The 13393-nt window shown below is 71.3% G+C and carries 9 protein-coding genes; 4 read left to right on the forward strand and 5 right to left on the reverse strand.

The window, feature by feature from the left end; genetic code table 11:
• The first annotated feature begins 74 nt into the window (after nucleotides 1-74).
• From OG435_RS08045 to OG435_RS08060, 4 genes are all read left to right on the forward strand, one after another.
• The gene (locus tag OG435_RS08045; RefSeq protein WP_266876132.1) at nucleotides 75-914 is read left to right on the forward strand and encodes an alpha/beta fold hydrolase; all 840 of its coding nucleotides are present in this window, start codon (nucleotides 75-77) and stop codon (nucleotides 912-914) included.
• Nucleotides 915-1051: 137 nt separating this feature from the next.
• Complete coding sequence (locus OG435_RS08050; protein WP_266876133.1) at nucleotides 1052-2650, forward strand: alkaline phosphatase D family protein; 1599 nt, start codon at nucleotides 1052-1054, stop codon at nucleotides 2648-2650.
• A gap of 218 nt (nucleotides 2651-2868) precedes the next feature.
• Complete coding sequence (locus OG435_RS08055; RefSeq protein WP_266876134.1) at nucleotides 2869-4311, forward strand: GNAT family N-acetyltransferase; 1443 nt, start codon at nucleotides 2869-2871, stop codon at nucleotides 4309-4311.
• Nucleotides 4312-4486: 175 nt separating this feature from the next.
• On the forward strand, nucleotides 4487-6205 hold the full coding sequence (locus OG435_RS08060) for a DUF885 domain-containing protein (protein WP_266876135.1): 1719 nt from the start codon (nucleotides 4487-4489) through the stop codon (nucleotides 6203-6205).
• A 75-nt stretch (nucleotides 6206-6280) separates the two neighbouring features.
• On the opposite strand, the gene OG435_RS08065 is transcribed toward OG435_RS08060, so the two are convergent.
• From OG435_RS08065 to OG435_RS08085, 5 genes are all read right to left on the reverse strand, one after another.
• Nucleotides 6281-6784: a rhodanese-like domain-containing protein gene (locus OG435_RS08065; protein ID WP_266876136.1), complete on the reverse strand. Its 504-nt coding sequence runs from the start codon at nucleotides 6782-6784 to the stop codon at nucleotides 6281-6283.
• 100 nt (nucleotides 6785-6884) lie between these two features.
• On the reverse strand, nucleotides 6885-9896 hold the full coding sequence (locus tag OG435_RS08070; protein ID WP_266876137.1) for an AAA family ATPase: 3012 nt from the start codon (nucleotides 9894-9896) through the stop codon (nucleotides 6885-6887).
• Entirely contained in the window at nucleotides 9893-11065 is a 1173-nt protein-coding gene (locus OG435_RS08075; protein WP_266881574.1) for an exonuclease SbcCD subunit D, read from the reverse strand. The genes OG435_RS08070 and OG435_RS08075 overlap by 4 nt, the downstream gene beginning before the upstream one ends.
• A gap of 22 nt (nucleotides 11066-11087) precedes the next feature.
• Nucleotides 11088-12137 (reverse strand): tyrosine-type recombinase/integrase, encoded by a 1050-nt coding sequence (locus OG435_RS08080; RefSeq protein WP_266876138.1) that lies wholly within the window; start codon nucleotides 12135-12137, stop codon nucleotides 11088-11090.
• A 210-nt stretch (nucleotides 12138-12347) separates the two neighbouring features.
• Nucleotides 12348-12533 (reverse strand): helix-turn-helix domain-containing protein, encoded by a 186-nt coding sequence (locus OG435_RS08085; RefSeq protein WP_266881575.1) that lies wholly within the window; start codon nucleotides 12531-12533, stop codon nucleotides 12348-12350.
• Between the last annotated feature and the right edge of the window lie 860 nt (nucleotides 12534-13393).

The raw sequence follows: 13393 nt of genomic DNA on the forward strand, positions 1-13393 counted from the left end.
AACCGGCCGGGAGACACTACTGACAAGTCGTCTCACACGGCCGCCGAAGCCGCCCGACCCCGACGAGGAGCAGCATGACCGCCACGGTCTCCTTCACGATCGATTCGCCGCTGGGCCCCCGCACCACCACCGCCGCCTACGAGCGCAAGGGCGCGGGCGAGCCGCTCCTGCTGCTCCACGGCATCGGCCACCACCTCCAGGCCTGGCACCCGGTGACCGACGTCCTGGCCGCCGAATACGACGTGATCGCCGTCGACCTGCCCGGCTTCGGCGTCTCGGAGCCGCTGCCGCACGGCGTTCCGTACGATCTGGGCACCGTCGCCCCGGCCCTGGGCGCGCTCTGCGCCGCGCTCGGGGTGGAGCGGCCGCACGTCGCGGGGAACTCCCTCGGCGGGCTGCTCGCCCTGGAGATGGGGCGCGTCGGCCTGGCCCGCTCGGTCACCGCCCTCTCCCCCGCCGGGTTCTGGTCGGAGGGCGAGCGCCGCTACGCCTTCACCGCACTGCGCGCGATGCGCGTAGGCGCCGGCGCACTGCCCCTCTCCGCCGTGGAACGGCTCGCCCGGAGCTCCGCCGGACGCGCCGCGCTGACCGGCAGCATCTACGCGCGCCCGGGACGGCGCTCGCCCGGCTCCGTGGTCGCCGAGACCGTCGCGCTGCGGGAGGCCACCGGCTTCGAGCAGACCCTGGCCGCCGGCGGCTCCGTACGGTTCACCGCGGATCTGCCCGATCTGCCCGTCACCATCGCCTGGGGCAGCCGCGACCGGCTGCTCCTGCGCCGCCAGGGCGTCCGGGCGAAACACACCATCCCCGGCGCCCGTCTCGTCGCCCTCCCCGGATGCGGCCACGTCCCCATGAATGACGACCCGGCCCTGGTCGCCCGCGTCATCCTGGACACAACCAAGCTTGTCCGGTGAGGTCCTGACTAGTCGTCAGCCCTGCGCATCAGTGTTCACGCATGGTTCGCGTGCGCGACGTGGGCGGTCCGGTGTGCGGCCGGTGTACGGCAGCACACTGGTCCGGCCCGTCCCCGCCGGCCTCTGGAGACGCACCGATGGCACCTCTGCCGCACACCCGACGCTCCCTGCTCGGCGGTTCCCTCGCCGTTCCCGTGGGCCTCGCCCTGTCCAGCGCCCTCACGGGCGCCCTGACCACTCCCGCCCACGCGGCGGTGCCCGCCTTCGTCCGCTCGGACCGGCCGAACGCCTTCTGGGGCGTCCAGTCCGGCGAGATCACCGCCCACTCCGCCATCGTCTGGACGCGTTCCGATCGCCCCGCGCGGATGTACGTCGAGACCTCCCCGAGCGAGTCGTTCCGCTACGCCGTGCGCCGCCACCGCGGCCCGCTGCTCGGCCCGGACACCGACTTCACGGGCACCACCACGCTGCGCGAGCTCCCGCCCGGCCAGCAGGTCCACTACCGGGTGATCCTCAGCGACCCCGACGATCCGCGCCGCAGCGGCGAGCCGGTCCACGGCACCTTCCGGACCACCCCCGCCTCCCGCCGCCGCGACGTGCGCTTCCTGTGGTCCGGGGACCTCGCCGGCCAGGGCTGGGGCATCAACCCGGAGCTCGGCGGCTACCGCGTCTTCGACGAAATGCGTCTGCGGGACCCCGACTTCTTCCTCTTCAGCGGGGACACCATCTACGCCGACGGGCCGATCCAGGCCTCCGTACCGCTGCGCGACGGAACCCTGTGGCACAACGTGACCACCGAGGAGAAGGCGAAGGTCGCCGAGACCCTCGCCGAGTACCGGGGCAACTTCCGCTACAACCTGCTCGACCGCAACCTGCGCGATTTCAACGCCCAGGTGCCGGTCCTCGCCCAGTGGGACGACCACGAGGTGCGCAACAACTGGTACCCCGGCCAGATCCTCGACGACCCCCGCTACACCGTGAAGGACGTCGACACCCTGGCCGGCCGGGCCCGCCGGGCCTTCGGCGAGTACTTCCCGGTCACCGACCTGCGCGGCGGCCGCGCCGAGGGCCGGATGTACCGCGTGATGCGCTACGGCCCGCTGCTCGACGTGTTCGTCCTCGACATGCGCACCTACCGCAACGCGAACTCCCCCGGCCGCCAGACCGACGACCCCATCGGCATCCTCGGTCCCGAGCAGCTGGCCTGGATCAAGCGCGAGCTGTCGCGGTCCCGCGCCACCTGGAAGGTCATCGCCGCCGACATGCCGCTGGGCATCGTGGTGGCCGACGGGGCCGCGAACTTCGAGGCAGTCGCCCAGGGCGACCCCGGCGCGCCGCTCGGGCGGGAGCTGCAGATCGCCGAGCTGCTGCGCCACGTCAAGCACCAGCGCATCACCGGCACGCTCTGGCTCACCGCCGACGTCCACTACACGGCCGCGAACCACTACGCGCCCGAGCGAGCAGCCTTCACCGACTTCGCGCCGTTCTGGGAGTTCGTCTCCGGCCCCATCGGCGCGGGCGGGTTCCCCGCCGGCCGGCTGGACGCCACCTTCGGCCCGGAGACGGCCTACGTCCAGTCCGCGCCCTTCGCCAACATGTCCCCGTCCGAGAACCCCCCGTACTACGGGGAGGTCGAGATCGACGGGGAGTGCGGCGAGCTCACCGTCCGGCTGCGCCGCCAGGGAGGCGGCGTACTCTTCTCCCGGACTCTGCAACCCGGGCGGGTGGGCCAGTAAACGGGTGGGCAGTGGACGGTCGGGGCAGTAGACGGGCGGGGCAGTAAGCAGGTCGGACAACAAGCGGAACCGCCGTGGGCGGACCGCCCACGCGCCGGGAGCTGGACCGGGATCTGAAATCAGCCGGAAAACAGGGCGAAATCGGCCAGATGGATCCTTAACCAGTCGGTCACAGATCGTTCGTGATCACGCAACACCCCTGCGTCACAGTGGTCTGCATGACTGAGCGTATTACTGCCCCTTCCCAGCGTCCCCACCGCCACCACTGGCGCCGCGACGTCGTCGAACTCGCCGCCCTCTTCTGCGCCGTCGCGGTCGCCGACGCCATCGCCAATCTCGTCGTGCACGGCCCCCGCGGCCCGGTCCTGCTCGTCGCCTCGGCCGTCGCACTCCTGGTCACGGCGGCGTTCCACACCTGGTGGGCACGCCGCCACAGCCATGCGCCACCGCCCACGGACACCGCGCTCCCGGACCCGGCCACGGGCACCGGGGCGGACGCGGAGGCGGCCCGTACGGCCGGCACGGACACCGCGCCGGCCCCCGCCCTGTGGCGGATGCGGACGACCGTGCGCGACGAGCCCGGCAGCCTCGCCGCGCTCTGCACCGCCCTCGCCGGCCGCGGGGTCGACATCCTGACCCTCCAGACGCACCCCCTTCCCGAGGGCGGCACGGTGGACGAGTTCCTGCTGCGCGCCCCGCAGCAGCTCCCCTCCGCCGACCTCACCCGGGCCGTCGCCGCCGCCGGCGGCCACAGCACCTGGATCGAGCGCGCCGACGCCCACGACCTGGTGGACACCCCGACCCGGGTCCTGGGGCTGGCCACCCGCACCGCACTGGACGCCGCCGAACTGCCGCTCGCCCTGCGCCAGCTGCTCGGCCGCTGCACCATCCACTCGATCCCGGCGACCACCCTCTCCGGGCGCCCCAACGCCGGCGCCGACGCGCCCGTCGAAGGCGTCCTGGAGGCCACCGTCATGCGGCTGCGCGACCCTTCCGGCGGCGCGATCACCATCGAGCGGCCCTACCTCCCCTTCACCCCGACCGAGTTCGCCCGCGCCCGCGCGCTCGTCGAGCTGGACGCCCGGCTCGGACCGCGGGTCCCGCGCAGCCGGGACGTACTGACCCTCCCCGAGGGCAACGAGATCACCGTCCGCCGCGCCGACGGCGCCGACCTGCCCGCGGCCCGCGCCATGCACGACCGCTGCTCGGAGCGCACCCTCGGCCTGCGCTACCACGGCCCCGTCTCCGACGCCGACCGCTACCTCGGCCACCTGCTGAGCCCGCGCTTCGGCCGCACCCTCGCCGCGACCACCGCCTCCGGCAAGCTCGTCGCCCTCGGCCACCTGCTCTGGGACGGCGACGAGACCGAGGTGGCCCTGCTCATCGAGGACGACTGGCAGCGCCGCGGCATCGGCTCCGAGCTGCTGGGCCGGCTGATCGGCATGGCCGTCGAGGCCGGATGCGACAGCGTGTACGCCGTCACCCAGGCCTCGAACACCGGCATGGTCGCCGCCATGCGCGGCCTCGGCCTCCCCCTCGACTACCAGATCGAGGAGGGCACCCTGGTGATCACGGCCCGGCTGGACGCGACCCCGGTCAGCTCCCGGCTGCCGTACGAGCTCCCGGGCGAATCCCGCGGCCTGCCCCGCGGCCGGCAGTGACCTAGACACCGGCCCCGGCCCGGCCCCGCCTCCGGCGCCGGCGGCCGACAGGCCCGCAATCCCCCTCCCGAGCCGGTGCCAGGAGGGGGATCGCGGGCCGCTGCCATGGCGTACGACAGCAGACTGACGCTCATTGGTGATGACGCGGACCCTTCCCGCGTACGAAGATGTCCACATGTCAGACATCCTCACCAGTGACAGCACTGCTCGACTGCCCCGTCAGGTCGCCGACGCCTACGTCGACGACCTGATCGCCATCGACCCGATCACGGGCACCTACCTCGGTGTCGCCGCAAGCTCCGGCAAGCTCCCGGACCTCTCCCCGGCGGGCCGTGCGGCAGCCGCCGAACTCTCCCGCGCCACCCTCGCGAAGCTCGACGCCGCCGAGCGCCTCCCCGGCGCCGACAGCGACGTCGAGCGCCGCTGCGCCCGGCTGCTGCGCGATCGGCTCACCGCCGAACTCGCCGTCCACGAGGCCGACGAGGACCTGCGTGCGGTCAGCAACATCCACTCCCCCGCGCACTCGGTCCGCGAGGTCTTCTCCCTGACCCCGGCCGACACCGACGAGGACTGGGCCGCGATCGCCGAGCGGCTGCGCGCCGTACCGGTCGCGTACGCCGGCTACCGCGAGTGCCTCGCGCTCGGCCTGGACCGCGGCCTGTTCGGCAGCCCGCGCCCCACCGCCACCTTCATCGAGCAGCTCACCGCGTGGGCCGGCCAGGCCGAGGACACCGACGGCGAGGGCAAGGGCGGCTACTTCACCGAGTTCGCCGCCGCCGGCCCCCAGGCGCTGCGCGCCGAGCTCGACGAGGCCGCCGCCGCCGCGACCGCCGCCGTCGTGGAACTGCGCGACTGGATGCGGGACGTGTACGCCCCCGCGGTCGAGGGCAAGCCCGACCCGGTCGGCCGCGAGCGTTACGCCCGCTGGTCGCGCTTCTTCAACGGCACCGACCTGGACCTGGACGAGGCGTACGCCTACGGCTGGTCCGAGTACCACCGGCTGCTCGCCGAGATGAAGACGGAAGCCGCCAAGATCCTCCCGGACGCCGGTCCCTGGGAGGTGCTCAAGCACCTGGACGAGCACGGCACCCACATCGAGGGCGTGGACGAGGTCCAGGCCTGGCTGCAGGGCCTGATGGACGAGGCGATCGAGAACCTCGACGGCACCCACTTCGAACTCGCCGAGCGGGTCAAGCGCGTGGAGTCGCGGATCGCCCCGCCCGGCGGCGCCGCGGCCCCGTACTACACGAACCCGTCCGAGGACTTCTCCCGTCCGGGCCGCACCTGGCTGCCGACGATGGGCCAGACCCGCTTCCCGGTCTACGACCTGGTCTCCACCTGGTACCACGAGGGCGTTCCGGGCCACCACCTCCAGCTGGCGCAGTGGACGCACGTGGCGGACCAGCTCTCCCGCTACCAGGCCAGCGTCGGTCTCGTCAGCGCCAACGCCGAGGGCTGGGCGCTGTACGCGGAGCGGCTCATGGACGAGCTGGGCTACCTCAAGGACGCCGAGCAGCGGCTCGGTTACCTGGACTGCCAGATGATGCGCGCCGCGCGGGTCATCGTGGACATCGGCATGCACCTGGGCCTGGAGATCCCGGCGGACTCGCCGTTCCACCCGGGCGAGCGCTGGACGGTGGACCTGGCGCAGGAGTTCTTCGGCCGGCACAGCGGCCGGCCGGGCGACTTCGTCGAGAGCGAGCTGACCCGCTACCTGTCGATGCCGGGTCAGGCGATCGGCTACAAGCTGGGCGAGCGCGCCTGGCTGCTGGGCCGTGACAACGCGCGTGCCGCGCACGGTGATTCCTTCGACTTGAAGGCCTGGCACATGGCGGCGCTGTCCCAGGGTTCGCTGGGCCTGGACGACCTGGTGGACGAGCTCTCCAAGCTCTGACCGCCGGAGTCCTCCATACGCGCGGACGGGCCGGCTCCCTCGGGGAGCCGGCCCGTCCGTCCAAGGGACCCGTCGTCAGCAGCCGCAGTCGTCGGAGTCCGTGGGGGCCGTCAGCGGGTCGGCCTCGGGGCGCTGTTCGCGGCCCTGCCAGGTCTCGACCTCGAAGCCCTCGCGGATCCAGTACTCGATGCCGCCGAGCATTTCCTTGACCTGGAAGCCGAGCCGGGCCAGGGCGAGCGCGGAACGGGTGCCGCCGTTGCAGGCGGGGCCCCAGCAGTAGGTCACCACGGGAACGTTCTTGTCGAGGAGGCGCTCCGCCTGCTCCGCGACGAGGGCGTTCGGCAGGTGGACCGCCCCGGGGACATGGGCCTGGTCCCAGGAGGGGGTGGAGCGCGAGTCGACGAGCTGGAAGCCGAGCTCGGCGCCCTCCTCCCGGTGCGCCTTGAAGGCGGCGGCGACGTCCGAGACGTCGGCGTGGAAGGCGAGGCTGGTCGCGAAGTAGGCGGCGGCATCGGCCGGTGCGGCCGGGGGAACCCGCAGGACGGGATTGGTCGAAGCGGGGGTGTGCGTGGTCGCCATGGCGAGAAATCTACAATTTGTTGATCACGCCCCGAAGAGCGCCTCCCCCGCCCGACCGACATGTCCACGAGGGTCGGTTTCACCCCGCTGACCTGGCATTTCAGCCCGTTCCGCCCGCCGTGCGGTGCCGCACCACCGAGCCTCCGCGCTGCTTGACGATCTCCAGCTGGGCCTGCACCCGGGTCCGCAGGTCGGCGACGTGACTCACGATGCCGACGCTGCGGTCGCGTTCGCGCAGCGAGTCCAGGACGTCGAGCACCTCGTCCAGCGCCTGGTCGTCGAGGCTGCCGAAACCCTCGTCGATGAAGAGGGTGTCGAGCCGCATGCCGCCCGCCTCGTCGGTGACCACGTCGGCCAGGCCCAGCGCGAGGGCGAGCGAGGCGAAGAAGGTCTCGCCGCCGGAGAGCGTGGCGGTGTCCCGCTCGCTGCCGGTCCAGGCGTCGACCACGTGCAGCCCGAGCCCGGAACGCCCGCGTCCGCTCGCCCTCGCGTCGGAGTGCAGCAGGGTGTAGCGGCCGCCCGACATGCGCAGCAGCCGTACCGTGGCCGCGGCGGCGACCTGCTCCAGCCGGGCCGCGAGCACGTAGGCCTCCAGCCGCATCTTGCGCTCGTTGTCCGCGGAGGTGCCCGCGGTGAGTCCGGCGAGCCGGGCCACCCGTTCGTAGGCCTCGCGCAGCGGTCCCAGGGAGCGCAGCTCCCGCTCCGCCTGGAGGGAGAGCCCGTCGAGGTCCTTGCACCGGACCCGGGCCGCGTCCACGGCGGACCCGGCCGTACGAAGCTTCGCGGCGGCCAGCGCCGCGTAGGCCTCGGCCGCCTCCGGCGCGGCCGGGGGCAGGGCCGCCGCCGCGGCGGTGTCGGGCTCGCCGAGGCGGTCGGCCAGCATGGCCTCCTCCGCCTGCCAGGCGTCCATGCGGCGTTGGAGCGCGCTGCGTTCGTACTCGGGGAGCACGGCGTCGGCCGCCTCCTCCGTGGTGTCGAAGCCGGCCTTGAAGGCGGCGTCGGCGAGCTGGTCGTCGGCCTCCTTCAGCCGGGCGGCGGTGGTCTCGGCCCGGCGCAGCGAGGCGGCCGCCGCCGTGACCATGCGGACCCGGTCCTCCAGGACTCCGCCGCGGGCCGCGACGCTGGGGGCGTCCGCCCGCACGAGGGCCAGCTCCGCTTCCAGCGAGGCCTGTTCCCGGTCGAGCGCCTCGCGCCGCGAGGCCCTGGCCGCGCCCCGGGCCTCGGCCTCGCTCCGCTCCGCGCTGCGCACGGCGTGCTCCCGCTCGGCGCGGGCGAGGCGCTCCCGCGCGGTGTGCAGACCGGCGGCCGCGGCGTGCGCTTCTGCGTGACGGGAACTCAAGCCGGAGGTGAGTTCCAGGAGTTCGGCGGTGGTGGCCTCCCCCGCGGCGGCCGCGGCCTCGGCGCGGGCCTCCCGGACCGCGGCCAGCCTGCGCTCGACGCCGGCCCTGCGCTCCTCGGCCCCCTCGAAGCGGGCGTGCGCCGCCTCCTCCGCGGCCCGGTCGACGTGACCGGGGGCGGGCCGGGCGGGAGCGGGGTGCTCCGCGGCCCCGCAGACGGTGCAGGGCTCCCCCGCCACCAGGGCGGCGGCGAGCTCCGCGGCGATCCCGCGCAGCCGGGTCTCCTTCAGCTCCAGCCAGCGCTCCCGGGCGACGGCCGACTCCTCGCGCGCGGTGAGCAGTTCGCCCGAGGCCTGCTCCGCGTCGGCGTCCAGGGCGTCGCGCCGCCGGGCGGCGTGCAGGTGCAGCCGGGCGGGCTCCAGCTTGCCGGCGAGCTGCTCGGCCAGGGTCGCGGCCTGCTGGGCGGCGTCCGCACGGCCGGCCAGCTCGGTCCGGGTGGCGTCCCAGCGGCCGAGCCACTCCGCGGTCTCCTGCTGCTGCTCCTCGGCGGCGCGGGACTCCCGTTCCAGGTCGGCGCGTTCGCGGCCGATCTCGGCGCTGCGCTGCTCGGCGCGGCGGGCGGCTCCGAGTGCTCCCAGATCCTCGCGCAGCCGCTGCTCGACCGCGGCCAGCTGCTCGGTCCCCGCCTCGGCGAGCTGGGGCGGTAGCTCCGCCCGGGCCACCGACTCGGCGTGCGCGGCGGCCATGTGGGCGCCGGCGGCGGCTCCGCGCAGCTCCAGGGCGGGGGCGACCAGCGCTCCGCGCCGGGCCCGGTCGAGCAGGGCGCGCACCCGCTCCCGCTCCGGACCGGCCTCGGTGAGCAGGGCCGCCCGACGGGTGGTCTCCGCGTGCCGGCGCTGCAACCGATCGAGCTCCCGTACGTCCTCGGCGGCCCGCCGGGCGGCGTGGTAGCGCCCCTCCACGGCGGCGAGGGCGTACTCGGCGACGGTGAGCCGCTCCCGGGCGGAGCAGCGCGCGACGGCGGCCCAGGCGCGGATCGCCCCGGCCAGCCCGGGGTCGCCCGGCTGGTGCCGGGGCAGTGGCCAGGCGCGCAGGTCGGCGGCGTCCCCGGCGGCCTGGGCGAGCCGCTGGGCGGTATGCAAGACCTGCTCGTCACCGGCGCGGACCTTGGCCTCGGCGGCGCGGCGGTGCTCACCCAGCAGGGTCTCGACGGCGGCGAACCGCCGGGTGTCGAAGAGCCGCCCCAGCAGCCGCCCCCGCGCCGCCTCGTCGGCCCGCAGGAACCGCGCGAACTCCCCCTGGGGCAACAGAACGACCTGGCAGAACTGCTCGCGGCTCATGCCGAGCAGCTGCTCGATCTCCTCGCCGATCTCCTGATGGGACCGGCTGAGCGCGCCCCACTTCTCCCCGTCGAACTCGCGCAGCCAGCTCTGCGCCTTGTCCTTCGTCGTCCCGGAGCCGCGCTTCTTGGGCCGGTCCTGCTCGGGCCGCCGGGTGATCTCGAGCCGGCGTCCGCCCGCGGTGAGCTCGAGGGTGATCTCGGTCGGGGTGTCGGCGGCCGCGTGGTCACTGCGCAGACTCGTCCCCGGAGCCTGCCGGGCGCCGGGCACGGATCCGTACAGCGCGTAGCACACGGCATCCAGGACGGAGGTCTTGCCCGCACCGGTAGGCCCGTGCAGCAGGAAGATCCCGGCGCCGGAGAGTGCGTCGAAGTCGATCTCCTGAGGCTCGGCGAAAGGCCCGAAGGCGGTGATCCGCAGCCGGTGCAGCCTCATCGGTGGGTCTCCTGCCGGCTGTCCTCGGCCCGAACCTCGTCGAAGGCGCCCTGGAGCACGGCCCGCTCGGCCTCGTCGGAGAACCCGCCGCCCCCGCGCACGTGGGCGACGAAGTCCTCGGCGATCTCCCGGTCGCTGCGCCCCTTGAGCCGCTGTGCGTAGGACCCGCCGGCGTCCTCGCCACGCCCCTCGGGGTCGAAGGCGAGGCTCAGCACGTGGGGGAACCGCACGGCGAGCCGGGCCATGGGCTCCTCGGGCCGGACGGCGTCGGTGAGCGTCGCCTCCACCCAGCAGTCCTCGTACCGGGCGTACGCGCCCTCTGCCAGCAGCTCCTCCAGCGGCCCCCGCACCCGCGCGAGCCCGCGCGGCACGGGGGTGTCCACACGCTCGGCGCTGACGATCTCCCCGCCCTCCCCCATGTCCACGACCCAGACACTCTTCCGCTGATCGGCTTCGGAGAAGGAGTAGGCGAGCGGGGACCCGGAGTAGCGAACCCTCTCGTTGATCCTCTGGCAACCGTGAAGATGACCGAGGGCGGCATAGTCGACCCCGTCGAACACAGAAGCCGGCACGGCCTCGACCCCACCAACGGTGATGTCACGCTCACTGTCACAGGCTTGCCCGCCAACAACAAAGGCATGGGCGAGCACGACGGACCGCGTCCCGGGCGCCCGCCCGGCCAGATCCGCCCGAATCCGGTCCATGGCCGCCCCGAGCACGGCCTCGTGGCTCACTTTCCCGGCACCGAACTCATCCTTGACCAGCGCAGGCTCCAGATAGGGCAGCCCGTAGAACGCCACATCACCATGCGCGTCGGCCAGCACCACAGGGTCGGCACACCCGGCGGGATCGGTCCGCAGATGGATCCCGGCCCGCCCGATGAGCCCGGCCCCCACTCCCAGACGGCGGGCGGAGTCATGGTTCCCGGAGATCATCACGGTGGGCACGCCAAGATCGGCGAGCCGATGCAGGGCCCGGTCGTACAGCTCGACAGCAGGCAGGGGCGGCACGGCCCGGTCGTACACATCACCGGCGACAAGCACGGCGTCGACCTCATGCTCCCGCACGGTCTCGACAAGGTGATCGATAAAAACACCCTGGGCCCCGAGCAGGTTCACCCGGTGAAAGCTCCGCCCCAGATGCCAGTCGGAGGTATGCAGAATCCTCAAGATATCGCTCCGACCTGCACGTTTACCGTTCCTCCGCCTCCGAAACCAGCACGGAACCAGCACGGGCGCCGTGGTCAGCACCAACCACGCTAACGCCAGTCAGCACCTGATCCATCACAGACCTCAGTCTGCCACCGGCGTCCGGGGTCAGGTGACCATAGATGTCAGCGGTGATCTGGATCGTGGCGTGTCCCAACCATCGGGAAACCTCCAGCAGCGACACGCCGCCGGCGATGGCGCTGCTGGCAAAGAAATGCCGCAGTGTGTGGGCCGTCCAGGATTCATCGCCGAAGCCAGCCTTCTTGACCGCATTCCGGAAGTCGATCCGGTAGTTCGAATCCAGCACCTCGCCACCCTGATGGGTGTGCATGAGATAGCCGTCGCGACCGAGGCCGTGCTTGTCTACATGCCGCCTTACAGCGTCCAAGACAGAGGGAGGAACAGGCACGTCGCGCCACTCGCCCTCTTCACGAGCCTTCAGCGGCGACAGCTCGGCTACATATACACCGGCCCGCTTAAGTCTCACGAACTGACGACGGAGCCTAACTGTCCCCCCCTCGAAATCCGCATGCCGCAGGGCCAAGACTTCACCAATTCGCAGACCACAACCCGCCATCAGCCAGATGGAGATTGCCCAGTCTGGGCGGATCTCCCCCGCAACGGACATGACCGCCTTGCCATCGGGAAGAGATTTCTCATCAACCCGCTTGGTCTTAACCCTCGGTAGCGCGGCACGAGCCACTGGCGATTCAGGTATTCGCTTTTCGTTAACTGCGGAGTTGAATAGCGACCGCAGCGGAACCATTATCGAATGATAGACAGTTCTACGCGAGAGACCCCGCTCAACCATGGCAGTACACATAATTTCAACATCGCGGGCCGTGACGCTAATCAGCGACTTCGAGCCAAGATGAGGAATCAGGTGGAGTCTGAAGAATCGGGCATAATTCTGCTTGGTGGTTTCTTTAATTGCTCGGCGCGCCAACCAATCGGCCGCATATACACTGACGAGGATCTTCCCGGCATCGGGATCCAGATAAGCATGTTCACGCTTGTCATTCTCGACCTTCACACCGTAATCTGCCGCCTCCCGCTTAGAAGGAAGGGTTTTCTCTCGCTGTCGCCCCGTTCGACCTCCCGGCTCCCGGTATCGAACGGTCCAGGAATGCCCACACCGCACCTTTTCGCATGGGAAATTATGGTTCTTCTCATCCACCTTGCATTTTTGGAACACCGTCGCCAAAACCTTGCCCCCCTGTTCACCTGTGGCCCACACAGCTATTTAGCCGTAACGCGAATCGAGATAGGCCACGATATCGCGCTCTCGAAACCGGAGCAGGCGCCCGACCTTTTGCGCTTTAATTCCCCAGGTTCGATATTTGTTCTTGACTGTTACCTCGCTCACTTTTAGCCATCCGGCAACCTCTGCAGGCGTGAGGAGTCGATTACTTCCTCCCGGCACATCCATCTCCAATATTCCGGGCAGCCACAATATCCACCACCATTCATCCGACTGCCGGAGATATGCTGCGCCCAAAGGGCCATGCAACTCGCCGAACCGCCATCGAGCGATGGGAGACAAGCCTCGCCACGTCGAACATGACGCATGGATCCAACAGCAGCTGTGGGCAACCAGTCGGGTTCATGCATCCGCATGGCTCCACCGCCAAGCACAGCCACTGCGAACAGATCCAATGATCCGGAAAATCTGGGATTTACGAATTCACGGATCGAGTGATAGAAGCCCTCAGCCACCGATTGACCGGGTGTGCCCACCGACCTCCCCCTGCCCGCGCTCCCGCCGCGAACTACAGGTCAGGCCTGCGCGCCGCGGTGCCTCTTCCCCATCTCCGCCGCGTACGACTTCGTGGACGACCCTCCGCTCCACTCTCCGCATGCGCACGCAGCCAGGTACCGCAATCGGCCAGTGCACCCCGAGGTCAGCGGGCCCCCTCCCCGCGTGTGCTCGTGAGCCGGCGGGCATACCGTTCCGTCCCCGTGCAGTCCGGTGACCTTGATCCTGTGTAGCGGCATGAAGCTCCCCGTTGAACAGTCGAGATTTGCAACCTCTGACCTGCGGCTCTCCGTCAGACCATTACGTTGACATGGGTTACCGAGTGATCTCCACTCATCGGACCGGGCTGCCGGTCTGCCACCAGCGAACTCTGTATGCGCAGCAGGCTGGGTCTGCGTCTACGGCCACGAGAACCAGCAGTTCGTCCTGAGTTAGGCGGGCGAAGTCCCGAGTTGCGCGCCGAACCGTGACGCCCAGCACCTGAGCCGAGTGGCGCGGCGTGACACCCGGGTGCGATGCCACATAGACCAGAA

Source organism: Streptomyces sp. NBC_01264, assembly GCF_026340675.1.
Taxonomy (GTDB): Bacteria; Actinomycetota; Actinomycetes; order Streptomycetales; family Streptomycetaceae; genus Streptomyces.